Source organism: Streptomyces tremellae, assembly GCF_039540215.1.
Classification (GTDB): domain Bacteria; phylum Actinomycetota; class Actinomycetes; order Streptomycetales; family Streptomycetaceae; genus Streptomyces; species Streptomyces tremellae.
On the sequence record NZ_BAABEP010000012.1, the window covers coordinates 84,577 to 110,858 of the forward strand.

21 protein-coding genes and 1 pseudogene are annotated in these 26,282 nt (G+C 73.6%); 13 read left to right on the forward strand and 9 right to left on the reverse strand.

The genetic code is table 11. From position 1 onward, the window contains the following. The first annotated feature begins 24 nt into the window (after window positions 1-24). The 6 genes and pseudogenes from ABEA77_RS11825 to ABEA77_RS11850 all read left to right on the forward strand — a co-directional run. Window positions 25-1,365 (forward strand): ABC transporter substrate-binding protein, encoded by a 1,341-nt coding sequence (locus ABEA77_RS11825; RefSeq protein ID WP_345645079.1) that lies wholly within the window; start codon window positions 25-27, stop codon window positions 1,363-1,365. After that, entirely contained in the window at window positions 1,362-2,330 is a 969-nt protein-coding gene (locus ABEA77_RS11830) for a carbohydrate ABC transporter permease (protein WP_345645082.1), read from the forward strand. The genes ABEA77_RS11825 and ABEA77_RS11830 overlap by 4 nt, the downstream gene beginning before the upstream one ends. Further along, window positions 2,327-3,163: a carbohydrate ABC transporter permease gene (locus ABEA77_RS11835; protein WP_345645085.1), complete on the forward strand. Its 837-nt coding sequence runs from the start codon at window positions 2,327-2,329 to the stop codon at window positions 3,161-3,163. The genes ABEA77_RS11830 and ABEA77_RS11835 overlap by 4 nt, the downstream gene beginning before the upstream one ends. Window positions 3,164-3,166: 3 nt before the next feature. Continuing rightward, entirely contained in the window at window positions 3,167-3,784 is a 618-nt protein-coding gene (locus ABEA77_RS11840; protein WP_345645088.1) for a hypothetical protein, read from the forward strand. A gap of 87 nt (window positions 3,785-3,871) precedes the next feature. Next, complete coding sequence (locus ABEA77_RS11845; protein WP_345645091.1) at window positions 3,872-5,722, forward strand: glycoside hydrolase family 2 protein; 1,851 nt, start codon at window positions 3,872-3,874, stop codon at window positions 5,720-5,722. 226 nt (window positions 5,723-5,948) lie between these two features. Beyond that, window positions 5,949-6,158 (forward strand): annotated as a pseudogene (locus ABEA77_RS11850) (GNAT family N-acetyltransferase); the annotation flags it as partial. 138 nt (window positions 6,159-6,296) lie between these two features. Here ABEA77_RS11850 and ABEA77_RS11855 read toward each other — a convergent pair. From ABEA77_RS11855 to araB, 5 genes are all read right to left on the reverse strand, one after another. Then, complete coding sequence (locus ABEA77_RS11855) at window positions 6,297-6,890, reverse strand: class I SAM-dependent methyltransferase (protein ID WP_345645235.1); 594 nt, start codon at window positions 6,888-6,890, stop codon at window positions 6,297-6,299. Between the two features lie 134 nt (window positions 6,891-7,024). Continuing rightward, a complete protein-coding gene (locus ABEA77_RS11860; protein ID WP_345645094.1) occupies window positions 7,025-8,071 on the reverse strand; it encodes a LacI family DNA-binding transcriptional regulator in 1,047 nt (348 codons plus the stop codon). A 110-nt stretch (window positions 8,072-8,181) separates the two neighbouring features. After that, on the reverse strand, window positions 8,182-8,895 hold the full coding sequence (araD, locus tag ABEA77_RS11865; protein WP_345645097.1) for an L-ribulose-5-phosphate 4-epimerase AraD: 714 nt from the start codon (window positions 8,893-8,895) through the stop codon (window positions 8,182-8,184). Between the two features lie 138 nt (window positions 8,896-9,033). Beyond that, window positions 9,034-10,542 carry an L-arabinose isomerase gene (araA, locus tag ABEA77_RS11870; protein WP_345645100.1) on the reverse strand — a complete coding sequence of 503 codons (1,509 nt, stop codon included), beginning with the start codon at window positions 10,540-10,542 and terminating at the stop codon, window positions 9,034-9,036. 76 nt (window positions 10,543-10,618) lie between these two features. Continuing rightward, window positions 10,619-12,331 (reverse strand): ribulokinase, encoded by a 1,713-nt coding sequence (araB, locus tag ABEA77_RS11875; RefSeq protein ID WP_345645103.1) that lies wholly within the window; start codon window positions 12,329-12,331, stop codon window positions 10,619-10,621. Between the two features lie 741 nt (window positions 12,332-13,072). Between araB and ABEA77_RS11880 the strand changes: the two genes are divergently transcribed. After that, window positions 13,073-14,746: a sodium:solute symporter family protein gene (locus ABEA77_RS11880; protein WP_425588264.1), complete on the forward strand. Its 1,674-nt coding sequence runs from the start codon at window positions 13,073-13,075 to the stop codon at window positions 14,744-14,746. 54 nt (window positions 14,747-14,800) lie between these two features. Then, window positions 14,801-15,097, forward strand: coding sequence for a hypothetical protein (locus tag ABEA77_RS11885; RefSeq protein ID WP_345645109.1), 297 nt, complete (start codon window positions 14,801-14,803; stop codon window positions 15,095-15,097). Window positions 15,098-15,150: 53 nt separating this feature from the next. Here the strand turns inward: ABEA77_RS11885 and ABEA77_RS11890 are convergent, their stop codons facing one another. After that, window positions 15,151-15,363: a hypothetical protein gene (locus ABEA77_RS11890; protein ID WP_345645112.1), complete on the reverse strand. Its 213-nt coding sequence runs from the start codon at window positions 15,361-15,363 to the stop codon at window positions 15,151-15,153. Between the two features lie 209 nt (window positions 15,364-15,572). On the opposite strand from ABEA77_RS11890, the gene ABEA77_RS11895 reads away from it, so the two are divergent. From ABEA77_RS11895 to ABEA77_RS11915, 5 genes are all read left to right on the forward strand, one after another. Beyond that, on the forward strand, window positions 15,573-16,049 hold the full coding sequence (locus ABEA77_RS11895; RefSeq protein WP_345645113.1) for a WYL domain-containing protein: 477 nt from the start codon (window positions 15,573-15,575) through the stop codon (window positions 16,047-16,049). A 145-nt stretch (window positions 16,050-16,194) separates the two neighbouring features. Then, window positions 16,195-17,415, forward strand: coding sequence for a cytochrome P450 (locus ABEA77_RS11900; RefSeq protein WP_345645116.1), 1,221 nt, complete (start codon window positions 16,195-16,197; stop codon window positions 17,413-17,415). Between the two features lie 121 nt (window positions 17,416-17,536). Continuing rightward, window positions 17,537-17,740, forward strand: coding sequence for a ferredoxin (locus ABEA77_RS11905; protein WP_345645119.1), 204 nt, complete (start codon window positions 17,537-17,539; stop codon window positions 17,738-17,740). After that, window positions 17,737-18,915 carry an NAD(P)/FAD-dependent oxidoreductase gene (locus ABEA77_RS11910; RefSeq protein ID WP_345645121.1) on the forward strand — a complete coding sequence of 393 codons (1,179 nt, stop codon included), beginning with the start codon at window positions 17,737-17,739 and terminating at the stop codon, window positions 18,913-18,915. Before ABEA77_RS11905 ends, ABEA77_RS11910 begins: the two co-directional genes overlap by 4 nt. Window positions 18,916-19,023: 108 nt before the next feature. Continuing rightward, a complete protein-coding gene (locus ABEA77_RS11915) occupies window positions 19,024-20,526 on the forward strand; it encodes an MFS transporter (RefSeq protein ID WP_345645124.1) in 1,503 nt (500 codons plus the stop codon). Window positions 20,527-20,552: 26 nt separating this feature from the next. Here ABEA77_RS11915 and ABEA77_RS11920 read toward each other — a convergent pair whose 3' ends face one another. The 3 genes from ABEA77_RS11920 to ABEA77_RS11930 form a co-directional block, all read right to left on the reverse strand. After that, the gene (locus tag ABEA77_RS11920) at window positions 20,553-22,547 is read right to left on the reverse strand and encodes a metallopeptidase domain-containing protein (protein WP_345645127.1); all 1,995 of its coding nucleotides are present in this window, start codon (window positions 22,545-22,547) and stop codon (window positions 20,553-20,555) included. A gap of 283 nt (window positions 22,548-22,830) precedes the next feature. Then, window positions 22,831-25,266 (reverse strand): DHA2 family efflux MFS transporter permease subunit, encoded by a 2,436-nt coding sequence (locus tag ABEA77_RS11925; RefSeq protein ID WP_345645130.1) that lies wholly within the window; start codon window positions 25,264-25,266, stop codon window positions 22,831-22,833. A 92-nt stretch (window positions 25,267-25,358) separates the two neighbouring features. After that, the gene (locus ABEA77_RS11930; RefSeq protein WP_345645238.1) at window positions 25,359-25,955 is read right to left on the reverse strand and encodes a TetR/AcrR family transcriptional regulator; all 597 of its coding nucleotides are present in this window, start codon (window positions 25,953-25,955) and stop codon (window positions 25,359-25,361) included. Window positions 25,956-26,282 lie beyond the last annotated feature (327 nt).

A 26,282-nucleotide genomic window follows, 5' to 3' on the forward strand; every position in this document is an offset into this window, starting at 1 on the left:
TCCTCGTACCCCCGGAAGGCACCCATGCCCGAGCCCAGAAGCGGCGGGCACCGACCCCCGAGCCGCCGCGCCGTCCTGGCCACGGCCGCCGTCGGTCTCGGTACCGCCCTGACCACCGCGCTCTCCTCCTGCTCCACCGCGAGCGGAGGGACGTCCGGCGGCGTCACCCTCACCTTCGCCTGGTGGGGCAACGACGACCGCGCCGCCCGCACGCAGCAGGCCGTGCGCCTCTTCGAGAAGGAGCACCCCGGCATCACCGTCCGCACGTCCAACGCGGACTTCGCCTCCTACCTGCAGAAGCTGGCCACCCAGGCGGCCGGCGGCGGCATGCCCGACGTGGCGCAGCTCGACTACCGCCAGATCTCCCAGTACGCGGGCGGCGGCGCCCTGCTGCCGCTCGACGACGCCATCGGCGACGGCACGCTCCGCACCGCCGAGATGGACGGGGTCTTCCTGCGCACGGGCACCTTCGGGGGCAGGCAGTACGCCGTGCCCATGGGCCGCGGCATCACCGGCTTCGCCTACGACACCGCCGTCTACCGCAAGGCCGGTCTCCCCGCCCCGCCACCGCCCAGCTGGACCTGGGACGACTGGGCCGAGGCCAACAGGAGGATCGCCGGGATGCGGCTGCGGTCCCCCGACGGGCGCACCGTCAGGGGCGCCAACGACTGCGGACCCAACGAGGACGTCTTCGAGGACTGGCTGCGCAGCCGCGGCGGACGGCTCTACGCGAGCCAGACCAGGCTGGGCTTCACCGCGGACGACCTCACCGAGTTCTGGACGTTCTTCGACCGGCTGCGCAGGCAGGGCGCCGTGGCCGCCGCCCGCGACACGGCCCAGGCGACCTCCACCGAGACCTCGCCCCTCGGCCGCGGCCTCGCGGCCGCCGACTACACCTGGGACGCGCCGTTCCCCGGGTACACGGCGCTGCTCGGCGACACGGTCCACTTCGCGCCCGTCCCGACCGCAGGCGGCCACGCCGGCCAGTACTTCAAACCCTCGATGCTGGTGGGCATCGGCGCGCACACCGCCCACCCGAAGGAGGCGGCCAGGCTCGTCGACTTCCTCCTCAACGACCGGCGGGCGGGCGACCTCCTCGGCTTCACCCGCTCCACACCGCCCAACCGGGCCGTCGCCGCCCGCGTCGCCACCACCCTCAAGGGCGCGGAGCGGGAGATCTACGACTACGCCGAGACCATGGAGACGTACGGTCTCGCCGCCCCGCCGAGCGCGCCGCCGCGCGGCGACGTCGCCGTCCAGTCCGCCTTCACCCGCGCGTACCAGCGGGTGATGTTCCAACTCGCCACGCCCCGGCAGGCGGCGCACGAACTCATCGACGAGGCCAACCGGGAGCTGAGGTCATGAGCACGGTACCGACCAGGGCGCCCGCGCGCGCCCACCACCCCACGGGGCAGCCGCCGCGCGCCGGGCGCCGCCGCGGGAAGCGCGAAAGGCACTGGCCCGCCTACGTGTTCCTCTCCCCGTGGATGATCGGCGCGGTCGTGCTGACCCTGGTGCCGATGGCCGTCTCCCTGTACCTCTCCTTCACGGACTACAACCTCTTCGACCCGCCCCGCTGGGTCGGCCTGCGCAACTACACCGAGATGCTCACCGAGGACCCGCGCTACTGGCGGTCCGTCGGCACCACCCTGCTGTACGTCGTCATCGCCGTCCCCCTCAAACTGGCGCTCGCGCTGGGCGCCGCGATGCTGCTGAAGAACCTCGGCCGCGGCCGGGCCTTCTACCGCTCCGCGTTCTACGCGCCCTCGCTGCTCGGCGCGAGCATGTCCATCGCCCTGGTGTGGCGCGCGCTGTTCAACGACGGCGGCTCCGTCTCGCACGTCCTGGACACCGTCGGCATCCACACCGGCGGCTGGGTCGGCAACCCGCATCTCGCGGTGTACGCCGTCGTCCTGCTGACCGCCTGGCAGTTCGGGGCGCCCATGGTCATCTTCCTGGCGGGCCTGCAGCAGATCCCGTCCGACCTCTACGAGGCCGCGGCGCTTGACGGCGCGGGCCGGTGGCGGCAGTTCGCCTCCGTCACGGTGCCGATGCTCTCGCCGGTGGTCTTCTTCAACCTGGTGCTCGAAACCATCCAGTCCTTCCAGGTGTTCACCCCCGCCTTCGCCATCAGCGGCGGCGACGGCGGCCCCGCGGACTCGACGATGTTCTACACGCTGTACCTCTACGAACGCGGCTTCACCGCCTCGCACATGGGCTATGCCGCGGCGATGGCCTGGCTGCTGCTCATCGCGATCGGCGCGGTCACCCTGATCCTGTTCAAGACGTCCCGCTCCTGGGTCTTCTACGCGGACGAGGAGGGACGATGAACCCCGCCGTCAAGCGATGGCTGCCGCACACCGTCGCAGTCGTGGCCCTGCTGCTCCTGCTCTACCCCCTGGCCTGGCTGCTCGCCACGTCGCTCAAACCGGCCGACGAGGTCGTCACCAGCCTCAACCTGTGGCCCAGCCACCTGGAGTGGTCCAACTACACAACCGCGCTCGACGGCGTGTCCGGCATCTCCGTCACCCGGCTGCTCGGCAACACCCTGCTGATCGCGGTGGGCGCGGTCGTCGGCAACGTGCTGTCCTGCTCGCTGGCCGCCTACGCCTTCGCCAGGCTGCGCTTCCGCATGCGCAAGCCGATGTTCGGCTTCATGGTGGCGACGCTGATGCTGCCGCACCACGTCGTGCTGATCCCGCAGTACATCATCTTCAACCGGCTCGGCATGGTGGACACCTACTGGCCGCTGATCCTGCCGAAGTTCCTCGCCACCGAGGCGTTCTTCGTCTTCCTCATCGTCCAGTTCATGCGCAACCTGCCGCGCGAACTGGAGGAGTCGGCGAGGATCGACGGCTGCGGTGCGTTCCGCACGTACTGGGCCGTCACCCTGCCGCTGAGCAGGCCCGCGCTGATCACCACGGCGATCTTCACCTTCATCTGGACGTGGAACGACTTCTTCACGCAGATGATCTACCTCTTCGCGCCGGAGAAGTTCACCATCACCCTCGCACTGCGCAGCTTCGTCGACCAGTCGAGCACCTCCGCGTACGGACCGATGTTCGCGATGTCGGTCATCTCCGTGCTGCCGATCGTGCTGTTCTTCTTCGTCTTCCAGCGCTACCTGGTGCAGGGCATGGCCACCTCAGGACTGAAGGGCTGACCGATGTCCCAGGCACCCACCACCCTGCCCCCCGGCGAGCGCGCGGAACCCGGAGAGGTCTTCGGGAGCGGCTTCACCCTCTTCGCCGACATGCTGCTCGTCGGCCTGCTCACCAGCCTCGCGTGCCTGCCGGTCGTGACGGCGCCCGCGGCGTTCGCCGCCGCGTCCGCGACACTGCGCGGGACCGCGGAGAGCGGCGTGCCCGTGCGGGCCGCCGGGTACGCGACGCACCTGCGCGCGCACCTGTCGGCCAGGTCGCTCGCGGGCGGCCTGGCGCCGCCCGCGCTCGCCGTGCTCCTGCTGGCCGACGTGAGCCTCCTGGACAGCCCCCTGCCGGGGGCGCGCCTCATGGCCCCCGTGCTCGTCCTGCTCGTCCTGGGCGCCGCCGTCGTGGCGCTGCGCACCACCGCGCTCGAAGACCCGCACCGGCTGTCCCCGCGCGAGGGCCTGCTGCGCGTGGCCGCCGACCCGCGCGGCTCCCTGCTCCTCGCGGGCGGTGCCCTGCTGGCCGGGCTGCTCGCCTGGTCGATCCCGCTGCTCGCCCCGCTCCTGCCCGGGCCCCTGGCCTTCGCGGCGACGGTGGTCGAGATGCGCTTCGCGGCCCGCCGCGCGACCGCCTGAACCGGCGCGGGTCCGGCCCCGCGCCCGTCCTGCCCCTCCACTCGCACCCCCGCACGCACCCGTGTACGACACTTCCGGAGTTCCCGCATGCCGCTGTCCTTCAGCCACGTCGATGTCGCCGGCCACCCGAGGCCGCAGTTGGTACGGGAGGTGGACTGGCACGACCTGAGCGGGTCGTGGGACTTCGCCTACGACGACGCGGACCGGGGCCGCGACGAGCGGTGGATGGCCCCGGTGGCGCGGGCCGAGGACCCGTTCACCCGGACGATCGAGGTGCCCTTCCCACCCGAGTCGCCCGCTTCCGGCATCCACGACACGGGCTTCCACCCCGTCCTGTGGTACCGGCGCGCCCTCGACGTCAGCCGGCCGGGGCCGGGGCGGCGGCTGCTGGCGCACTTCGGGGCGGTGGACTACCGGGCCGAGGTCTGGCTCAACGGGCAGCATCTCGCCTCCCACGAGGGCGGCCACACCGGATTCACCTGCGACCTGACCCCGGCCCTGGCCGAGGAGGGGCCGCAGGTGCTGGTGGTGCGCGCCGAGGACCAGCCCAAAGACGCGTCCCAGCCCCGCGGCAAACAGGACTGGCGCCCGGAGCCCCACACCATCTGGTACCACCGCACCTCGGGCATCTGGCAGCCCGTCTGGCTCGAAACCGTGCCGGAACAGCACCTCACCCGCCTGCACTGGACCCCCCAGGTCGCCCACGCCCGGGTCCAGTGCGTCCTCCAGCTGGGGCGCTGGCCGGAGCGCCCCCTGCACGCCACCGTCCACCTGCGCCTGGGCGAACGCACGCTGGCCCACCAGCGCGTCCGCGTCGAGGAGCAGCAGACGGCGTTCGACATCGCCGTGCCCGCCCTGCGCCACGGCCAGGACCTGGGCGACCTGCTGTGGAGCCCCGACGATCCGCACCTGGTCGACGCGACCGTCACCCTCACCGACCCCGGGCCGGAGGACGGCCCCGGGCGTGACGACGGCCCCGGGCGTGAGGACACCGTGGTCGACGAGGTGGGCTCGTATCTCGGACTGCGGGAGGTGGGCTGGAGCGACGGGATCTTCCTCCTCAACCACAAGCCCTGCTTCCTGCGCATGGCCCTCCAGCAGGGCTACTGGCCCGAGTCCCATCTCGCCGCCACCCACGAGGACCTGCGCAGGGACGCCGAACTCGCCAAGCGGCTCGGATTGAACGGGCTGCGCATCCACCAGAAGATAGAAGACCCCCGCTTCCTGTACTGGGCGGACCGCTACGGGCTGATGCTGTGGGAGGAGATGCCCTCCGCCTACGCCTTCACCACCCCCACCGTCGAGCGCGTCACCGCCGAATGGACCCGGGCCCTGCTGCGCGACGCCGGCCACCCCTCGATCGTCGCCTGGGTCCCCGTCAACGAGTCCTGGTCCGTGCCCAACCCCTCTCTCGTCCCCGCCCAGCGCCACTTCATGGACGCCCTCTACCACCTGACCAAGGCCCTCGACCCCTCGCGCCCCGCCGTCTCCAACGACGGCTGGGAGATCTCGGGCTCCGACATCTGGGGCGTCCACGACTACACGCAGCACGCCCCCACCCTCACCCAGCGCTACCACCATCCCGCCCTGCGCCAGGGTGAGTTCACCACCCCCTGGCCCGGGGCCAGACGGCTCACCCTGGACGGCGCCCGCCACCAGGGCCAGCCCGTCGTCCTCAGCGAGTTCGGCGGCGCCACGCTCGAACCCCCGCAGGGCGAGAGTGTCTTCGGCTACGACACCCTCACCACCACCGAGGCCTTCACTGAGCGCCTCACCGCCCTGGTCACCGCCGCCACCCGCTCCCATCTCGCCGGATACTGCTACACCCAGTTCACCGACACCCTCCAGGAGACCAACGGCCTCCTCACCCCCGACCGCACCCCCAAGATCCCCCTCGACCGGCTCCACGCCATCCTCACCCAGCCCCACACCGAATAGGGCACCCCTGCCCGCGCGCAGGGCCGGGGTGCCTCACCGGGCGGGGCGCGCTCCGGCCGGCGCCCGGGGCCGGGAACGGCGACGGCGGCGCCGTCGGCGAGCAGCGGCAGCAGGCGCCCGCCACCACGCGCCGCGGGGTGAAGCGCACCCGGCGCCCGGTGCGGCCGTCGTCCCCCGGCGTGCCGGGCGCCACCCACTCGACCTGGTCGAGGCGCCGGACGGGACGATGGCGGCCTCGACGATCATCCGGCTCGACGCGCCCACCAGGACCGCCGAGTGCGAACCCGTGGGCACACCCCCCGGTCACCGCCGCCGCGGCGTGGCCAGAGCCATGCCGCTGCACGGCATGCACGTGGCCCGCCGCGCCGGCGCCCGCCGCATGACGGTCGCCTGCCTGGGCGCACCGGGGCGCCCCGGCGCGCGCGCCCTCCACCACAGCACCGGCTTCCGCGAACACACCCGCGACGCACCGCTCATCAGGTCCGCGGCGGCGCCCGCGGTCGCGCGTGCGGGTGTGGAGGGCCAAGGACGGCCCCGTATCCCTGATCAGGGTCGGGCCGCTGAGCGGGGGGCGTCAGATGGGGGGTTTGCGGAGGAGGAGGTGGCCGCGGCGGAAGCGTTCGCCCGGGGCGGGTTCGCGGAGCATGCGGGCGGTTTCTGTGAGACCGGACGCGCGGGCCAGGGCGGCGAGGCCGTCGAGGGGCCAGCGGTAGGCCGTGGTCACCTTGTGGTCGAAGGGGGTGACCGGGTCGCCCTCCGACTCGAAGAAGGCGAGCAGGAGATGGCCGCCGGGCGCCAGGACGCGGGAGAACTCGGCGAAGTACGGGGGCAGTTTCCGCGGCGGTGTGTGGATGACCGAGTACCAGGACAGGACGCCGGAGAGCCCGGCGTCGGGCAGGTCGAGCGCGGCCATGGAGCCGACGTCGAACCGCAGGTCCGGGTGGGCGGCGCGGGCGCGGGCGATGAGTGCCGGCGACAGGTCGACGCCGAAGGCGTCAAGGCCGAGGTCGCGCAGGTGTGCGGTCATCTGCCCTGGCCCGCAGCCGAGTTCGGCGACGGGGCCCGCGGGGCCCGACCGTGCAAGCTCGGCGAACGCGGCGAGCACCGCCCGGTCGAGCGGCAGGCCGTCGAGCGCGTCGCGGACGAAGTCGGCGTAGACGGCGGCCATGGCGTCGTAGGCGTCGGCCGTCGCGGTGAGGTACGAGTCGGGCGAGGAGGGGAGCGTCACGGTCGAGGACGTTAGACGGCCTTCCGCCGCGGTGGCGACCGGCCTTTCGGCCGTCCGTGGCGCGTTCTGCCGCGTCAGGCTGGGGTGGTGCTGCCGCGGACGATGAGGCGGGGTTCGATGACCACCTGCGCGGCGCCCCGCGGGCCGGCCGACTCGATGCGGTCGACCAGGAGGCGGATGCTGGCCTCGCCGACCGCCGTGAAGTCCTGGCGGACGGTGGTCAGCGGCGGGGTGAGGAACTCGGCCTCGGGGATGTCGTCGAACCCCGCGATGGCGACCTGCCCCGGCACCGCGATGCCCGCCTCGCGGAACGCCCGCAGCACGCCCACCGCCATCTGGTCGTTGCCCACGAAGACGGCCGAGAGCCCGGCGCCGCCCGCGAGGGCCCGGCCCGCCAGCTCCTGGCCGGCGCGGTAGCCGGAGAGCGGCGTCCAGTCGCCCTCGATCACGGGCGGCACCCGGGCGCCCGCCTCTTCGAGGGTGCGCCGCCAGCCGCGCAGTCTGGCCCCGGCCTCCAGCCAGTTCTGCGGGCCGGCCACATGCCACACGGTGCGGTGCCCGGCCGCGAGCAGGTGCGAGGTGACCATCCGGCCGCCCAGTTCCTGGTCCACACAGACGCCGGGGATCGGCAGGTCGTGGCCGCCCTCGACGGTCACCACGGGGAACGGCGGGTCGAGCGACTCCAGGGCGGCGACGGTCTCGCCCTGCGGCACCATCACCACCACGCCCTCCACCCCCCAGTCGCCGAGCCCCTCCACCGCGTCGGCGAGCGCGTCCGCGTCGAAGCGCCGCAGGGTGACCGCCGACACCAGATACCCCTCGGCCATGGCGGCCTCCTGGAGGCCGACGAGCGTGCTGGCGGGCCCGTACAGCGTGGGGTTGCACGCCACCACGCCCACCGTGCGGGTCCGCCGTGTCACCAGCGCGCGCGCCGACGGGTTGCGCCGGTAGCCCAGCTCCTCGATCGCCCTGCGCACCTGGGCGCGTGTCGCGGGGCGCACGTTCGGATGGTCGCCGAGGACCCGGGAGACCGTCTGGTGCGAGACGCCGGCGAGCCGTGCCACGTCCGCCATGGTGGGGGCTCTGCGAGGCGTCGCGGTGTCTTCGGGGGGCCGTGCCATGCGGTACCGATCCAGAGGGGGCGAGGGTGTCAAATCGGCACATCTTATTGCTCACTTGGAGAGGCGTCAAAGCTCCCGCTCGGGCGCGCGGTGGCGGCTGCGGCGGCCGCTCAGGCGTTGCCGTAGTACGCGCCGGGGCCGTGCTTGCGGGTGTAGTGGCGCGCCACCAGGTGCGGGGGAGGAGGTGCGGCGGGGCCCCCGAGGCGCAGGGTGTGCAGCGCCATCTCGGCGACCGCTTCGAGCACCACCGCGTTCTCCAGCGATGCCGTCGCGGTGGGCCCCCAGGTGAACGGGCCGTGGTGGGCGACGAGCGCGCCGGGCACGGCCGCCGCGCGCTCACCATCGCCGCCCAGCAGGTCCACCACGACCTGGCCGGTGTGGTATTCGTAGTCGCGCGCACACTGCTCGGGCGTGAGGTCGTCGGTCACGGGGACGGGCCCGTTGAAGGTGTCCGCGTGCGTCGTGCCGAGCACCGGGATCGGCGCGCGGGCCTGCGCGAAGGCGACCGCGTACGCCGAGTGGGTGTGCGTCACCCCGCCGAGCGCGGGGAAGGCCCGGTAGAGGCAGCGGTGGGTCTCGGTGTCCGTGGAGGGCCTCAGGTCCCCGTCCACCACGCGCCCGTCGTCCAGCGCCACCGTGACGAGATGCTCCTCCCGCAGCTCCGCGTAGGGCACACCGGACGGTTTGATCACGAACACCCCCGCGTCCCGGTCGACGCCGCTGGCATTGCCCCAGGTCAGCGTGGCGAGACCGGAGGCGGGGATGCGCAGGTTCGCCGCCAGCACCTCGCGGCGCAGGGCGGTGAGTGAGGGCCTGGTCGTCATGGCGGGTCGCTGTCTCCGTCTCCTCGGCGCGCGGCCGTTCCTGTCCGGGCGGGTGGGATGGCATACGAAGGGCGGGCGGGTGGTACGGGCGGCTGACGGGGGCGCGTGCGGGCGGGCGAGCGGGGCCGGACGCGGGCGTCACAGGCCCCCGGCGAGGCGGTGGTACGCCTGGTTCCACCGCAGCTCCTGCCGGAGGCGGCGGGCGGTGGTGCCCGCGTCGATCAGCACCAGCTCGGTGCGGAGCATCTCGGCGAGGTCGTCCAGCTCCTCCGCGCCGAGCGCAGTGCTCAGCACGGTGTGGTGGGGCCCGCCGGCGGTGAGCCACGACTCGGCGGACGTCCGCAGGTCGGGGCGGGGCCGCCACACCGCGCGCGCCACGGGCAGCCGGGGCAGCGGCTCGGGCGGCGGCACGACGTCGATCTCGTCGGCGACCAGCCGGAAGCGGTCCCCGAGGTCGGTGAGCCCCACCACCACACCGGGCCCCGGGGCCGCGTCGAACACCAGGCGCACGGGGTCCTCGCGCCCGCCGATGGACAGCGGGTGGACCTCGCAGGACGGCACGCCGGCCGCGATGCTCGGGCAAACCTCCAGCATGTGCGCGCCGAGGATCAGCGAACGCTCCGCGTCGAGGTGGTACGTGTAGTCCTCCATGAAGGACGTGCCGCCCGGCAGCCCGTGCGCGGCGGCCTTGAGTGCGCGCAGCAGCACGGCGGTCTTCCAGTCGCCCTCCGCGCCGAAGCCGTATCCGTCGGCCATCAGCCGCTGGACGGCGATGCCCGGCAGCTGCCGCAGCCCGCCCAGATCCTGGAAGTTGGTGGTGAACGCGCCGAACCCGCCGTCCAGCAGGAAGGCTCGCAGGCCCAGTTCGATCCGCGCGGCGTACCGCAGCGAGGCGTGGCGGCCGCCGCCAGGCCGCAGGGCGGGCGCGAGGCGGTACGCCGCCGCGTACTCGGCGACCAGGCCGTCCACCTCGGCGTCGGACGCCGCGTCGACCAGCGGCACCAGGTCGTTCACGCCGTAGGTGTTGACGGACGCGCCGAACCGCAGCTCCGCCTCGACCGTGTCGCCCTCGGTGACGGCCACGTCCCGCATGGTGTCGCCGAAGCGCGCCACCCGCAGGCGGGCCAGCTCGGCGCGGCCTGCCGCGGCCCGCGCCCAGGACGCGACCCGGCGCACGGTGTCCTGGTCGCCCGCGTACCCCGCCACGGTCTTGCGGGCCGTGCCGAGCCGCGTCTGGGCGAAGCCGAACTCCCGGTCGCCGTGGGCGGCCTGGTTCAGGTTCATGAAGTCCATGTCGATGGTGGACCACGGCAGGTCCGCGTGCGCCTGGGTGTGCAGGTGCAGCAGCGGCTTGCGCAGCGCGTCGAGACCGGCGATCCACATCTTGGCCGGGGAGAAGGTGTGCATCCACGCGATCACGCCGATGCAGCGGTCGTCCGCGCCTGCGTCGAGGCAGATCCGGCGGATGGCGTCGGCGCCGGTGAGCACCGGTTTCCACACCAGCCGAGCCGGCAGGTCCAGCTGTGCGGCGAGCAGGTCCGCGACACCGCGCGACTGCTCGGCGACCTGGCGCAGGACGCCGTCGCCGTACAGGTGCTGGCTCCCGGTGAGGAACCAGATCTCACCAGGGGCGGGCTCGGCTGCCATCGGAGTCTCCTCTCCCCGGGGCTGTTCCCGGGGGCTGCGGTGTGTGGTGGTGGGGTGCAGGGCGCCGGGGCCAGGCTCAACCGGCGTACGGGACACCGGCGGAGCGCGCCGCGTCCCTGATCGCGCGCAGGCGGTGCAGCTGCCGGTCGGGACCCGTGCCGAAGTGGTCGTGCAGGAGCCGGTATTCGGCGAACAGGGCGTCGTAGGCGTCGGCGCGCGCCGGGTCGGGGCGGTGCACGGCCCGCTCGACGCGGCCCATCGCCCGCGCCGCGGCGCGCACATCGGGGTGGGAGCCCGCCGCGACGGCCGCGTGGATCGCCGAGCCGAGGGCCGGTGCCTGGTCGGAGGAGGCGACGGAGACGGGCCTGCGGAGCACGTCCGCGTAGATCCCGAGCAACAGCGCGTTCTTCTTCAGCCCGCCCGCGACGATGAACTCGGTGACGGGGACGCCCGCACGCCCCAGTGCCTCCACGATCACCCGCGTACCGAAGGCCGTGGACTCCAGGAGCGCCCGGTACACGTCCTCGGGCGCGGTGGCGGTCGTCAGGCCCGCGATCACCCCCGACAGGCGGTGGTCGACGAGCACCGACCGGTTGCCGCTGAGCCAGTCGAGCGCCACGAGGCCGTGGGCGCCGACCGGTTGGCGTGCCGCCTTCTCGGTGAGCAGGGTGTGTGCGTCGAGGCCGCGCCGCGCGGCCTCCGCGCGGTAGGCGTCCGGCAGGCCCGTCGAGGTCCACCAGGCGAAGATGTCGCCGACCGCGCTCTGCCCGGCCTCGTACCCCCAGGCGCCGGGCACGATCCCGCCGTCCACCACACCGCACATGCCGGGCACCTCGGCGAGTACGTCGCTGTTCAGCACGTGGCAGGTCGACGTGCCCATGATGGCGAGCAGGCGCCCGCCCGCGACGGCGCCGGAGGCCGACGCGCTCACGTGCGCGTCCACGTTGCCCGCCGCCACCGGGATGCCGGCGGGCAGCCCGGTCCACGCCGCCGCCCCGGCCGTCAGGGTGCCGACCGCGCTGCCGGGCGGGGACAGCGGGTGGTCGAGGCGGGTGCGCGGGAAGTCGGCGAACCGCGGGTCCAGCGCGGCGAGGTACGCCTCGTCCGGGTAACCGCCGTCCTGGTGGATGCCCTTGTAGCCGGCGGCGCAGGCGTTGCGGGACTCGTGCCCCGTCAGCTGCCACACGATCCAGTCGGCGGCCTCGATCCACCGCTCGCAGGCGGCCCAGGTCGCCGGGTCCTCCTCAAGCACCTGGAGCGCCTTGGCGTACTGCCACTCGGCCGAGATCCGCCCGCCGTAGCGGCCGAGCCACGGCTCCCCGCGCTCACGGGCCAGGCCGGTGATCCGGTCGGCCTGGCCCTGCGCGGCATGGTGTTTCCACAACTTGGGCCAGGCGTGCGGGTGGTCGCCCCGCCCCGCGAGGCACAGCGGGGTGCCGTCCCGGCGTACCGGCAGGACCGTGCACGAGGTGAAGTCGGTGCCCACGCCGATGACGTCCCGCGGGGCGACACCGGACGCCGCGAGCGCCTCGGGCACCGCGTGACGCAGCACGTCCCGCCAGTCCTCGGGGTGCTGGAGGGCCCAGTCGGGCGGCAGTTCGGCGCCCGTACTCGGCAGCGTCCCGTCGATGACACCGTGCCGGTATACGTGGACGGCCTCACCCAGCTCCTCGCCGTCGCGCACCCGGACCACCACGGCCCGCCCGGAGAGCGTGCCGAAGTCGATGCCGACCGTGCAGGGTTCGGCGGGCGGGGCGGGTTCGGCGCGGGGGCCGGGGGGAGCGGTCACGTCGGTTCCTCACCTGGTGCGGGGGGTACGTACCGGGCCGCGGGCCCGTACGGAGGCGCCGTGCGGCCCCGAGGCGGCGGCGCGGCGGTCCTCTGATTGTTAGCGATAACAAAAGTGGTGCGCAAGGGTCCTCGGCTCGCCGTCCCGCGACGGTTCGGGGTGTCCGCGGGAGCGTCCGGCTGCCCGGGAGGCCGGACGGCCCACGCCGCTCCCCGCGGTCCCGCGCCCCGGACCCGCGTCCGACTGGGCGCGGCGACTGGATTCCCCCGTAACCAAGCTTCAAAGTAAGCGGGTTGAGGGGTCCATTGAAAACATCCGACGCGGCCGTCCCGAGGGGGGTGCGGCCGTCGAGCGCGCCTCCCTGCACCGCGGACGCCAGGCGCGCGGATGCACGGTGGCGACCCTTGACCCTCCGGAATGTTGCCGCTAACAATATGGGCGGCGACGGCGCCGGGCCCGTGGGAACACCCCGCGGTCGACGGCCGCCGGAGCGGGGCCGGCCGGGGCCCCGCGACGCCGTCCACCGGGGCACGCCCGCACGCTCCGGGGTGGGCCCCGCCCTCCCCGCCGAGGCCGGGCGGGACGCGGCCCGCACCCCGCCCCGCGCCGGGGCCGTCTCCCTGCCGGCACGGGCAGGGGAGCGCCGCGGGCCGCCCGGCGGGCGCGCCCGGGGGAGCCGGCAGACCGGAGAACACACCGCCCCCGGGAAGGAAACCCGTGCCCACCTCGCCCCCCGACCTGCTGCTCGCCGCACAGCCCGCGCTGCGGATCGACGCCCACCCGATCGACTACGCGCTGGTGGCGGTGTACTTCGCCCTGGTGCTCGGAATCGGCTTCATCGCCCGGCGCTCCGTCTCCACCAGCCTTGACTTCCTGCTCTCCGGCCGCTCCCTGCCCGCGTGGGTGACCGGGCTCGCGTTCATGTCCGCCAACCTCGGCGCCACCGAACTGCTCGGCCAGACCGCCAACGGCGCCCAGTACGGCATCCAGACCGTGCACTACTACTGGATCGGCGCCATCCCCGCGATGGTCTTCCTCGGCCTGGTGATGATGCCGTTCTACTACGGCTCCAAGGTGCGCAGCGTCCCGGAGTTCCTGCGCCGCCGGTTCAACCCGGCGACCCAGCGCATCCAGGCCGTCCTGTTCGCCGTGGCCTCCGTCCTCCTCGCCGGGGTCAACCTGTACGCGATGGCCATCGTGGTCAACGCGCTGCTCGGCTGGCCCACCTGGGTGGCCGTGGTGGTCGCGGGCGCGGTGGTCCTCTCGTACACCTTCCTCGGCGGGCTCTCCGCGGCCATCTACAACGAGGTACTCCAGTTCTTCGTCATCGTCGCCGCGATGGTGCCGCTGACCCTGGTCGGCCTCCACCGCGTCGGCGGCTGGCACGGCCTGACCGCGAAGCTCTCCGGGCAGCCGCACGGGCAGGCCGACCTGTCGCCCTTCCCCGGGCACGAACTCACCGGCATCCACAGCGGTGTGGGCAGCGCGTTCGGTGTGGTGCTCGGGCTCGGGTTCATCACGTCGTTCGGCTACTGGACCACCAACTTCACCGAGGTGCAGCGCGCGTTCTCCGCCAAGAGCGCGTCGGCCGCCCAGCGCACCCCGCTGATCGCTGCCTTCCCGAAGACCCTCATCGCGTTCGTCATCGTCGTCCCCGGCATGATCGCGGCCGTGCTGGTGCCGCAGATCGCCCACCTGCGCCAGGGACTGCCGTCCGGTGCCCAGTACAACGACGTGGTCCCGCTGCTGCTCCAGGAGCTGCTGCCCAACGGCTTCCTCGGAGTCGCGCTCGCCGGTCTGCTCGCCTCGTTCATGGCGGGCATGGCCGCCAACGTGTCGTCCTTCAACACCGTCTTCACGTACGACATCTGGCAGGACTGGGTGAAGCCGGGGAAGCCTGACGCGTACTACCTGAGGGTGGGGCGGCTGGTCACGGTCGCCGGTACGGCGCTCGCGGTCGGCACGGCCTTCATCGCGGCGGGCTTCGGCAACATCATGGACTACATCCAGACGCTGTTCTCCTTCTTCAACGTCCCCCTCTTCGCCGTGTTCATCCTCGGCATGTTCTGGAAACGGATGACCGGTACGGCGGGCTGGTCCGCGCTGGTCGCCGGCACGGTGGGCGCGGTGGCGGTCTTCGTGCTCAACCGGACGGGGATCGTGCACTTCTCCGGCCAGGGTTCCAGCTACGTCGGCGGCGGCGTGGGCTTCGTGCTCGCGATCCTGGTCGCGGTGGCGGTCTCGCTGGTGACCGCGCCCAAACCGGACGCCGAACTCGTGGGCCTGGTACGGAGCGTGACGCCGAGGGCGGCGCGCACGGTGGAGCGCGAACCCGGCTGGTACCGCTCGCCCGCGGTGCTCTCGGTCGGCGTGCTCGCCCTAACCGCCGCCTGCTACGTCGCCTTCAGCGTCTGACCCACCCGCCCGCACGCGGGCCCCGCACCGGGGCCCGCCCCGAAAGGGGAACCCATGTCACAGCCCGTCCGCCCGGAGGACTCCCGGCTGAGCTTCTGGCTCGACCTGCGGACCTGCATCGCCGTGCTGTTCGTCATCTACGGCGCCGTCTGCCTGGTCTGGGGGCTCGCCTTCACCGACGCGGCGGAACTCGGCAAGAGCGGCGGCATCCGCCTCAACCTGTGGACCGGCATCGGCATGCTGGCCGTCGGCGCCGCGTTCGCCGTGTGGGCCGCGCTCAGGCCCGTACGCGCCGACGAGCGGGGCCGCCGGCCCGCCGCACCGGCCCCCGGGGACGAGCCGCCGGCCTGACGGTCCGCGCGGGGCCGGAGCCGGGTCGGCGAGGCCGCGGCGCCGCTCCCGCGTCACGGCGGCAGGGGCAGGAAGGCGGCCCGTTCGCCCGCGACACCGTTGACGAGCAGCTGGATCGCGTGCGGGCCCGGGTGGTAGCGCCGGGTCGTCAGCGGCCTGAACGAGTGCTCGCGCTCGACGCGGAACCCCTGCCCCGGGTCGAGGGCGAGGGTGGTGAGCTTGAAGGTCTTCGCGCTCTGGCGGCCGTCCGCCCTGTGGTGGTGCACGGTGTAGTCGACGACCAGCCGGGCGGGGAGCGTCCCGGTGTTGCAACAGGGTCGCGGTGAGCCGCACGGATCCGGAGAACGGTACCTCGGCCGGGTCGAGCACCGGCCCCTGGACGGCCACGGACGCCGGGTGGAAGCCGAGCAGCGCCAGCGCCTCCGGATGGCCCCGCTTGACGAGGGTGCGCAGGCCGTGGCGTACCAGCGCGGGAGTGTGGCCCGCCGGGGACGGCGCGGCGGACCGGCGCGCGGCGGCGCCGACCGCCGGCTCCGGGTGGTCGCGGCCGAGGTCGCCCAGGTGGTTCGCGACCGAGCGGCGCACCTTCAGGGCCGACCGGGTCGCGGAGGCGCGGCCCACCGGCGAGACCGTACGCATCGACGACCCGCCGGACGCGGCGGGGCTGGTCGCCACCATGCTGACCAGCCACTACCCGGTGTACGGGACGGTGGTGCTGCCGGTGCCGCTCCCGGAGGCCAGGCGGCTCGTCCCGCCGGGGGCGGGCGTCCACGAGAGCGTCGGCGCCGACGCCACCCGGGTCACCGTGGGCGGCCGGGACCTGGACGAACTCGCCACCCGCCTGCTGGCCCTCGCCGTGCCGCTCACCGGAGTCGAGCCGGGGGAGCTGCGCGCCGTGCTGCGAGCCCGGCTGCGCTCCCAGCTGGACGCGCTGGGGCCCGAGGACGCGTAACCAGGCCCCGCGGCCGAGAGTTCGGGGCCGGGGGCGACGGAGGGCCGAGTTTAAGTCAGTCGATTGACTTATCGAGGATTCTGCGATCCACTGATCGCGCCCGCAGGGCCGGGCGACCACCCCCCCACGGATCCGAGGAGCAGCCATGAGCGACGCGCGCGGCACGCGGCCCCCCGACTACCCCATCTCCGCCCCCGAGCCGCTTGAACCGCCTGCGGAATGGGCCCGGTTGCGGCAGGGCTGCCCGGTCGCCCCGGTGACCTTCCCGAGCGGCGACCCCGCGGTGCTGCTGACCCGGTACGAGGACGTCAAGACGGCGCTGACCGATCCGCGCCTCAGCCGCGAGGGCCTGGCGCGGCCCGACGCCGCGCGCATCACGGCGGGGGAGGCCGAGGGCATCTTCAGCAGCCCGATGGCGAAGGCCCTCAACGACGAGGGCCACGCGCGCTGGCGCCGCATGATCGGCAGGTGGTTCACCGCCAAACGGATGTCCGCGCTGAAACCCCGCATGGAGGAGATGGCCGACCGGCTCGTCGACGGGATGGTCGAGCACGGCGCCCCCGCCGACCTGGTGAGCATGCTGGCGTTCCCGCTGCCGGTCTACGTCATCTGCACGATGCTCGGCGTGCCGGAGAGCGACCGCGACCGCTTCAAGGCCTGGTCGGACACCTTCCTCAACATGACCAAGTACACCCGCGAGGAGACCGAGGCGGCACACCGGGACTTCGCCGCCTACATGTCCGACCTCGTCGCCCGCAAGCGCGAGGCCCCCGGGGACGACCTGCTCAGCAGGCTGATGGACGGCGCGGACACCGAGGGCAGGCCCATGTCGGAGGCCGGCCTCGTCGCCACCGGGCAGGCCCTGTTGCTCGCCGGGCACGAGACGACGGCCGGCTTCATCTCCATGATGGCCGCACACCTGCTCGCCGAACGCGACCGTTGGGAGCGGCTGTCGGCCGACCGCTCGCTGATCCGCCCCGCGGTGGAGGAGGTGCTGCGCTACGACCCCAACGGCAGCGGTTTCGGCATGCTGCGCTACGCCCACGAGGACATCGAACTGTCCGGGGGCCGGGTGGAGCGCGGCACGACGGTGGTGTGCAGCATGGCCGCGGCCCACCGGGACGAACGCGCCTGGGACGCCCCGGACGTGCTGGACATCGGCCGCAGCCCCAACCCCCACCTGGCGTTCGGCGCAGGACCCCACTCCTGCCTCGGCCAGCCGCTGGCCCGCACCGAACTCCAGGCCGTGCTCGGTGTGCTGCTGCGCCGCCTGCCGGGGCTACGGCTCGCCGTCGACGTCGGCGAACTGCGGCGCCAGGAAGGCATGCTGACCACCCCGCTGCGCGAATTGCCGGTGGCGTGGTGAGCGCGGGCACGCGACCTGGCGGGGGTGCCCCCGCGTTCGGGTCCGCCGGGCCGCCGGCCGTCCGGGCAGCCCACGGCACGACCGTCACAGCGCACCGCGCGGAGCGGACAGGAGAGGACTCATGAAGATCACCGTCGACGAGGAGAAGTGCTGCGGAGCGGGGCAGTGTGTGCTGATCGCTCCCGAGGTGTTCGACCAGCGCGACGAGGACGGCATCGTCGTCCTGCTCGACGCCGAGCCGGCCGAGGAGCACCACGCGGCGGTCCGCGAGTCCGCGGGCGTCTGCCCCGCCGCCGCCATCCACCTCGGTGGCGAGGACGCATGAACACCCCGGAGGACGTGCTCGTCGTCGGTGCCGGCGCCGCCGGGCTCGCCGTCGTGGAGGCCCTGCGCCGGAAGGGCTACGCCGGGAGGATCACCCTGCTCGGCGCGGAGGCCGGCGCGCCGTACGACCGGCCGCCGCTGTCCAAGCAGGTCCTGGCCGGGACCTGGGACCCCGGGCGGACGCTGCTGCGCACCAAGGAGACGCTCGACGCCCTGGACGCCGCATTCGCCCTGGGGGAGCGCGCGGTGGCGTTCGACGCCGCGAGCCGCACCGTACGCACCGAGCTCGACCGCGAGTTGAGCGCCGAGGCCGTGGTGCTCGCCACGGGCCTGCACGCCCGCAGGCCTCCCGGACCGAGCGGCGTCGGCGCGGTGCACGTGCTGCGCGACATCGAGGATGCCGTGCGGCTGCGCGCCGAACTGCCCTCCGCGCGGCGCGTCGTGGTCGTCGGGGACGGGGTGCTCGGCGCGGAGATCGCCGCCACGGTCCGGCCCGCGGCCCGTGAGGTGACCCTCGCGGGCCCGCAAGAGGCCCCTATGTGCGCGCAGTTGGGGCCCACGGTGGCGCGGTGGCTCGCGGCGCTCCACACCGCGCACGGGGTGCGGCTGCGCCCGCACACCAGGGCCGAGGGCCTGGAGAGCGCGGAGGGCCGTGTCACCGGCGTACGGACGGCGGACGGCGAACTGCTGCCCGCGGACCTCGTCGTGGCCGCCATGGGCAGCGTTCCTGCCACCGCGTGGCTTGCGGGCAGCGGGCTCACGCTCCAGGACGGCGTGGTGTGCGACGCCCGCTGCCGTGCGGCCGAGGGTGTCTACGCCGCGGGGGACCTGGCGCGCTTCCACCACAGGGCGCTCGGCAGGATGCTGCGCCTCGAGAACCGCACCAACGCCACCGAGCAGGCCATGGCGGTCGCGGCGAACATCCTCGGCGAAGACCGCTCCTACACGCCCGTGCCCTACTTCTGGACCGACCAGCTGGGCGCCAGGATCCAGCTGTACGGCCTGCCGGGGCCCGACGCCGCCGTGCAGGTCGTCGAAGGCGCCCCGGAGGAGGGCCGGTTCGTCGCGCGCTACGACGACGGCAAGGGCCCCGCAGCCGTCCTCGGCTGGAACATGCCCCGTCAGGCCCGCCTCCACCGCCCCCTCCTCCTCGACCGCTACACCGCCCGCGACTGACCCGTGGGCCCGTCGGACGGACCACCACCCGACCGGCCGGCCCGCGCGCCGCTCGCTCCTCCTGCGTACCGACAACGTCCGCACCCCCGCCACCGCACAGGGACCGTCATGACCACCCCAAGACCCGTTGCCCGCCCCGGCAGAAGCGTCGCCGTTCTCGCGGCGGCCGGCATCGTCGCCGCGCTGATGCAGACGCTCGTGATCCCCCTCATCGGGGCCCTGCCCGCCCTGCTGCACACCACCGCTTCCAACGCCTCCTGGGCCGTCACCGCGACGCTGCTCGCGGGCGCGGTCACCACGCCCGTGACCGGCCGGCTCGGGGACCTGCTCGGCAAGCGGCGCGTGCTGCTCGCCTGCTGCGTGCCCCTGGTGGCGGGCTCCGTGGTCTGCGCGCTCGCCACGTCGCTCGCGACCATGGTCGCGGGCCGCGCCCTCCAGGGCATGGGGATGGGCATCGTCGCGCTCGGCATCAGCGCCCTGCGCGACCTCATGCCGCCGGAGCGGCTCGGCTCCTCGATCGCGCTGATCAGCTCCTCGCTCGGCATCGGCGGTGCCCTCGGCCTGCCGTTCGCCGCCGCGATCGCGGAGCACGCCGACTGGCGCATCCTGTTCTGGGTCTCCGCCGCGCTCAGTGCCCTCGTCGCGCTCCTGATCGCCCTGGTCGTCCCCGCCACGCCGGCGCGCGGGCGCGGCGGCTTCGACGTCCCCGGCGCCCTCGGGCTCGGGGCGGGCCTCGTCTGCCTGCTGCTCGCCGTCTCGAAGGGCGCCGACTGGGGCTGGGGCAGCGCGACGACGCTGGCCCTGCTGGTCGCCGCGCCCGTGGTCCTGCTCGCCTGGGGCTGGTGGGAACTGCGCATCCCCGCGCCCCTGGTCGACCTGCGGGTCACCGCGCGGCCTCGCGTCCTGGTCACCAACGCGGCCTCCGTCGTGGTCGCCTTCGCCATGTACGCGGCCTCGCTGATCGTGCCCCAACTGCTCCAGCTGCCCAGGGAGACCGGTTACGGACTGGGCCAGTCCATGCAGGCCGCAGGCCTGTGGATGGCCCCCTCCGGCCTGATGATGATGGCGGTCTCACCGCTCGGCGCGAAGCTGTCCGCGGCCCGCTCCCCGAAGACGACCCTCGCGGTGGGCAGTCTCGTCATCGCCCTCGGCTACGGCTCGTCGACCGTGCTGATGGGGTCCGCCTGGGGCCTGCTCGTCGTCACCTGCGTCTGCAACACGGGGGTCGCCCTCGCCTACGGCGCCATGCCCGCCCTCATCATGAGCGGCGTCCCCCGGTCCGAGACCGCGTCGGCGAACAGCTTCAACACCCTCCTGCGCTCCGTGGGCACCTCCGTGGCCGCGGCAGTCGTCGGCATCGTCCTCGCCCGGATGACCGTAGGGACGGGCGCGGGCACGGTGCCGAGCGAGAGCGGCTTCCGCACCGGTCTGCTGCTCGGCTGCGGCGTCGCGCTCGCCGCGGCGGCGATCGCCACCGCCATCCCGTATCGCGTGGCCGCCGGACCGGCCGGGGAGGGCGAGGGCGGAGCCCCCGTCCACGACGAAGGCCCCAGGGACCACCGCTCGCCTCGCGCACCCGGAGCCCGCCCCCTTCCGCAGGAGGACGCCTGAGGAGCGCGCCCGCCGCCCCCTCCGGTTCAGCGGCGCACGGTGCACGTCGCGCGGGCCGTCCTGTGCGGGTCGCTCTCCGAACGCGCGGTCAGGGTGACCTGCCCGGTGCGCGCCGCACCGCGGTCCGCCGCCACGGCGACGTCCACGGTGGTGCGGCCCCCGGCCTGCGCCGTGGCGAGCGCGCTGGGCAGCTCCGCACGCCAGCCGCGGCCCCGGGCCGCCGCCGTCAGGCGGTAGACGTCGGCGTTCTGGTAGGAGGCCGCCCTGCCCTGCGCGCCACTCGGCCCGTGGCCGGTGTTGGCGAGGCCGAAGGTGCAGACCGCGCCCTTGCCTCCGGCGTCGCCGCCGGCCGCGCCGCCGGTCAGCGCCACGCCCCTGGCCTGCGGTCCCGAGCCGTCGAGCGAGCGCACCGCCACGGTGTACGAGAGCTCGCCCGCCGCCGTCTTCTTCAGCCCGATCACGGAGAACTGGAGCCCGTTGGCCTTGTCGGTGTACTCGTACGCGCTGCCCGAGCGGGTGCCCGCGTGGAACAGCCCGTCGTTGAGCTGGCGGTAGTCGCCGATCGAACGCATCACCTTCGTGCCGTCGGGACGGGTGAAGTCCACCTTGTGGATGTCCTGCGGGTTGGCGTCGATCATCCAGCTGAAGCAGAGGTACCCGCAGCTGTCGCCCTCGTCGTCGAAGGGCTTGTTCTTGGTGAGCATCACCCCGTGGTCGGGGGTGAAGGAGTCCGCGCCGATCCGCTGCACCGTCTCGACGGTGTAGTCCGTGAAGCCCGGGCCCGGGCACAGCGGGTCCTTGTCGACGTCGCAGGCCGGCGTCCTGTCCTCGCCCAGGTCGACACGGACGCCCTGGATAGCGTCCTTCTCCACCTTCGCCGACCTGGCGCGTACGTCGAAGACCGCGAGCCCGTGGTCGGCGAGTGACCGCGGCGAGAGCGTCAGCAGCTGGTCGTCGTCGATGAAGCCGAGCTTCGTCTTGGTGCGCACGGTCTGCCCCGCGGGCATGGAGGCCCCCTCGGTCGCGGGCACTTCCCATCTGTTGTGCGGCCCGCCGGGCCCGTTGAAGGACCCGCGGTCCAGCACGTCGAAGGGCCCGGTGCCCGCGCGGTGGTACGGCTCGGCGTACGGATTGTTGTTGTTGTCGCCGATGCCGAAGGTGTGGGTGATCTCGTGGGTGATCGTGCCCGAGCTCTCGCCCTGCCGGATACCGGAGTCGCCCCACAGCTGCGATCCGGCGAGCCAGGACGTGAAGCCGGTGTAGCGGCTGCGCACGGCGTTCGGCAGGGACGGGTCGGGCGGTCCCCACGCGTCGGGCACGTCGTCCGGTGTCCGGAACTTCATCTCGCCGAACTCCTGCCAGACGGAGGTCTCGTCGTAGCCGGCGTAGATCCGCATCACCCGGTCGAAGGACTTCGCCTGCTCGGCGCCGACCTCCTTCTCCCACACCGGGTCGATGTCCTGCTCGATGCTGCCGTCGCAGGTGTGCCCGTTCGGGCACCCCGTGCCTTGCTGTCCGATGTCGTTGAGCCCGTACTCGTACGACGGCCGCGGCGCCTCGTACGGCCCGAAGGGCACGAACTCGACGCCGATGCGGCCGTTCGTCTGCTCCATCCAGTACTCGTTGACGGTGTGGCCGTGATTGAGGGCGCTGGGCTTGTTGTAGAAGTCCGCGTAGAACTGCGCGATGTCCCCGCGCCCCACGGGGTCGATCCGCGGATTGCCGAACGGATCGCTTTGTTTCGGCAGGGTCATGACAAACGGTTGCTGGGGGAAGTCGATTGCCACGAGCGCGATCCGCAGTTTCTTCCGGGTCGGCTTCACGGCCGGATCGGCCCAGTCGGTGCCCGGCGCCTTCCGGTAGTCGCTCCAGGTCATGTCCTGCTGGTCTTCGGGGTGCTGCGGGTCGACGGGGGCGAACGGGCCGCCGGTGCGCGCCGCCGCGGGCGCGGGGCCCGCCGGGCCACCGGGCGAGGCGACGGCGTTGCCCACGACGAGCGCCGCGAGGGCGGCGGTCACCACCGCCAGCGTCCTTGTCCCGCGGGTGTTCCTGATGCTCCGGCCGATCGGGCGTGACCTCACGTGGCACTGCCTCCCGCGTGTCGACGTTCCGTAAGTCGAACGGTCGGAGCGTAAGGCCGTCCTACCGAGCTGTCAACGGTCCGCATGGGGCGGGCGTTTATCAGAAATGCGACCGTAACCGGAGCGTCCGAGGACCCCGTTCCGTTCCGTAAAGCGAACCTGGGTTTACGGTCCCACGCGAGGGCCCCGGCGGCGCAGGCGCGCCGCCGGGGCCCTCGGCGCCTCAGCCGCGAAGGTCCCCGCGGCCGGCCGGGGCGGCCGGGTCCTCGTGGCCCAGGTCGATGTCGACCTCGGCGCGGCCGCTGTCGGCCACCGAGAAGGGCACGGCCCGGGGCGGGTAGCTGCTGGCCACGACGGTGTAGTCACCGGTGGACAGGCCGGTGAAGTCGTACCCGCCCGCCTCGTCGGTGAGCTGGCGCTTGAGCACGTTCCCCGCCGGGTCCATCAGCGTGACCAGGGTGTCCGCGAGGGCCGCGCCCTCGCCGTTGCGCACGGTGCCGCGCAGCCGGGCCGCGGGGTGCAGGTCCACGTCGTACGTCGTGGGCCCGCCGTCCGGCAGCTCGACGGCCAGGGCGCAGGGCCTGTGGCCCTCGGCGTTGACGGCAAGCGTGTAGAAGCCGGCCGGCAGGTCCGGCAGGTCGTAGGCCCCGGAGTCCGTCGTGGTGGACGTGCCGACGACGTCGCCGCGCTCGTCCGCCACCACCACGAGGGCGCCCGCGACGGGGCCGAGGGCGGAGCGCACCGTGCCGGTGAGACCGCCCGACGCGGTGAGCGACAGGTCGGCGGCGAGGTTCGTCTCGCCCACCGTGACGGTGACCGCGTGCGGTTGCAGGCCCGCGGCCGAACCGATCACCACGTACGTGCCGGGGCCCGGGTGGGTGAGCGCGTAGCGGCCGTTGTGGTCCGTGGCGGACCTGGCCACCTGCTGACCGGCCACGTCGATCAGGGTGACCGAGGCGCTCCGCACCGGCCGGCCCGACCCGTCGCGCACCTGCCCGAGCACACCGGGCAGCCGATCCTCGGCGGGCGCCGTGCCCCTGGCGTGGTGCGCCGGGGTGTGGGGGAGGCCCGCCTCGTCGGCCTGCCCCGGCACGAGGCCCTCCGCCGTGTCCTTCGGGGCCCCGGCCGCCGCGGGGGCCGGCTCCGGTGCTGCGGGGGCGAGCGCGGACGGCCTGCCCCTGCGGTAGAGGAGCACCGAGACGAGCAGGCCCCCGGCGAAGAACGCCGCCGCCCACCAGTAGGCGCGCGCGTAGCTGTGCAGGGCGGCCTGCACGGCGAGGCCCGGCTGGCCGATGTGGCCCTTGGCGTAGGTGCTCGCGGCGGTGGCCGCGATCGTGTTGAACAGCGCGGTGCCGATCGAACCGCCCACCTGCTGCATGGTGTTCACGGTCGCCGACGCGACACCCTGGTCCCGCGGCTGCACCCCGAGGGTCGCCAGGCTCATCGCGGGCGGCATCACCAGGCCGAGGCCGAGACCCAGCAGGAGCAATCCGGGCAGGACGTGCGCAGGGTAGGTGCTGTCCAGGTCGAGCGCGGTGAGGTAGGCGAGGCCCGCGCCCGCGAGGCCCATGCCGACGGGGACGACCGGCTTCGGACCGATCCGCGGGATCAGCAGATTGGTCGCGAGCTGCGCGGTGAGCATCAGCATCCCGACCATCGGCAGGAAGCCGAGACCGGTCTGGACCGGTGTGTAGTGCAGCGTCTGCTGGAGGTAGTACGTGAGGAACAGGAAGACGCCGAACATCCCGGCGCCCGAGATGAACACACTGATGTACGAGGCGGCGCGGTTGCGGTCGGCGAGCACCCGCAGCGGCAGGAGCGGGTGCGTGGCGCGCCGCTCCCACAGGGTGAACAGCACGAGCAGCACACCGCCCGCGGCCAGGAACACCCAGCACATCCAGTTGCTCCAGTCGTGGGTCTCGGCGTTGGCGAAGCCGAACACCACCCCGAACAGACCGGAGGCGACGAGCAGGGTGCCCAGCAGGTCCAGCTTCGGCCGCTGCGCGGGGGCCGCACCGCGCACGAAGATCGCCGCGCCGATCACGGCGAACACCGCGATGGCGTCGTTGACGTACAGCGTCCAGCGCCAGTCGAGGTGCTCGGTGAGCACACCGCCGAGCAGCAGCCCTATGGCACCGCCGGAACCGGCGATCGCACCGAAGACGCCGAACGCCCTCGACCGCTCCTTCGGGTCGACGAACGTCGTGGTCAGCAGCGACATGGCGGACGGCGCGAGGACCGCGCCGAACAGCCCCTGGAGCGCGCGGGCCACGACCAGCATGGTGAAACCGTTCGCCGCGCCGCCGAGCGCGGACGCGGCGGCGAAGCCGACCAGGCCGATCAGGAACGTCCTGCGGCGGCCCATCAGGTCCGCGAGGCGCCCCCCGAGCAGCAGCAGGCTGCCGAAGGCCAGCGAGTAGGCGGTGATGACCCACTGCCGGCCGTCGTTGGAGAAGCCCAGGTCCTGCTGGGCGGACGGCAGGGCGATGTTCACGATGGTCGCGTCGAGCACGACCATCAGCTGGGCGAGCCCTATGACGGCCAGCGCCCACCAGCGCCGCGGCGGGTGGCGGCGGGTCTCGTCGTCCGCCGCCCCTCCGGTGGTGGGGGCGCGGGAAGGGGTGGCGTCAACGGGTCCGTCGACGGCGGAGACTGACACGCCGGGGTCCTCCAGGTCTTTCAAGGGATGAGCGACGCCTCCGCCGGCGCCCGCGGGCGTTGCGGTGGGACGGCGCCTGGTCGACTCGTGGTTCAGCGCCGAGTCAGGGCGGGGAGTACGACGGCGTCGACGTACTGCCGCAGGTAGTCGGGGTCCGGTTCCCTGAGGTCGATGAGCGACCTCGCCATCACACCGCCGATCAGGAGGTGCGGCAGGTAGGCGCGGGCCGGACAGTCGGGGGCGACCTCGCCGCGCGCCGCGGCCCGGTCGACCATGCGGTGCAGTGCCTCGTGGTCCTGGCGCAGGGTCTCGCCGAAGGCCGCGGCGAGTTCGGGGTTCCTGGCCACGGCGGGAACCACGGCCCGCATCAGGGCGGTGTCCTTCTTGGCCTCTCCGATGCGCCTTGCCAGCTCGTGGAGATCGCCGGCGAGGCTGCCGGTGTCGAGGCCCTCGAAGTCGAAGGGCCTGTTGTGGCGCAGGGAGGCGGCGACGAGCTGCGGCTTGCCGCACCACTTGCGGTAGAGCGTGGCCTTGCTGCACCGCGTGGTGAGGGCCACGGCGTCCATCGTCAGCGCCTCGTACCCCACCTCGCGCAGCAGGGCGAGGACGCCCTCGTGGATCTCGGCCTCGCGCTCCACGGAGATCCGGCTCCGCCTCCGGCGCGGGCAGGGGCCGCCGCCACCGTCCATGCGGCCGTTTCGGTCCTCGGGCCGGTATGCCTCCGGCGCGGTCATGGCCACCGCCACCCCCTCTCCCGCACCGACACGCGCGGCCGGCTCCCTCGGCGGACACGCTAGCGAAACTGTTGCGTACCGATAAGACCGTAGGGCCTGCTCGGGTGAAACGCAAGCGATTCCCCCTCGCACAGGGTTGCGAGGCGGAGGCGGCCATGGTACGGGCCGGGCGCTGCCCGCCCGCGGCGGCCCGCGCGGACCCGGCGTTGCGCCGATCGGATGGCGCGGGGCGGCGCGCGGCTGTGCACTGGGAAGAGGGCGGGAGCGCGGGCTGGGATGGCG

Coding starts and splice junctions, on each gene's coding strand:
- ABEA77_RS11825 (WP_345645079.1), top strand. CDS start 25: ATGCCCGAGCCCAGAAGCGGCGGGCACCGACCCCCGAGCCGCCGCGCC.
- ABEA77_RS11830 (WP_345645082.1), top strand. CDS start 1,362: ATGAGCACGGTACCGACCAGGGCGCCCGCGCGCGCCCACCACCCCACG.
- ABEA77_RS11835 (WP_345645085.1), top strand. CDS start 2,327: ATGAACCCCGCCGTCAAGCGATGGCTGCCGCACACCGTCGCAGTCGTG.
- ABEA77_RS11840 (WP_345645088.1), top strand. CDS start 3,167: ATGTCCCAGGCACCCACCACCCTGCCCCCCGGCGAGCGCGCGGAACCC.
- ABEA77_RS11845 (WP_345645091.1), top strand. CDS start 3,872: ATGCCGCTGTCCTTCAGCCACGTCGATGTCGCCGGCCACCCGAGGCCG.
- ABEA77_RS11855 (WP_345645235.1), bottom strand. CDS start 6,890: ATGGCCGCCGTCTACGCCGACTTCGTCCGCGACGCGCTCGACGGCCTG.
- ABEA77_RS11860 (WP_345645094.1), bottom strand. CDS start 8,071: ATGGCACGGCCCCCCGAAGACACCGCGACGCCTCGCAGAGCCCCCACC.
- araD (WP_345645097.1), bottom strand. CDS start 8,895: ATGACGACCAGGCCCTCACTCACCGCCCTGCGCCGCGAGGTGCTGGCG.
- araA (WP_345645100.1), bottom strand. CDS start 10,542: ATGGCAGCCGAGCCCGCCCCTGGTGAGATCTGGTTCCTCACCGGGAGC.
- ABEA77_RS11885 (WP_345645109.1), top strand. CDS start 14,801: ATGTCACAGCCCGTCCGCCCGGAGGACTCCCGGCTGAGCTTCTGGCTC.
- ABEA77_RS11900 (WP_345645116.1), top strand. CDS start 16,195: ATGAGCGACGCGCGCGGCACGCGGCCCCCCGACTACCCCATCTCCGCC.
- ABEA77_RS11905 (WP_345645119.1), top strand. CDS start 17,537: ATGAAGATCACCGTCGACGAGGAGAAGTGCTGCGGAGCGGGGCAGTGT.
- ABEA77_RS11910 (WP_345645121.1), top strand. CDS start 17,737: ATGAACACCCCGGAGGACGTGCTCGTCGTCGGTGCCGGCGCCGCCGGG.
- ABEA77_RS11915 (WP_345645124.1), top strand. CDS start 19,024: ATGACCACCCCAAGACCCGTTGCCCGCCCCGGCAGAAGCGTCGCCGTT.
- ABEA77_RS11930 (WP_345645238.1), bottom strand. CDS start 25,955: ATGGACGGTGGCGGCGGCCCCTGCCCGCGCCGGAGGCGGAGCCGGATC.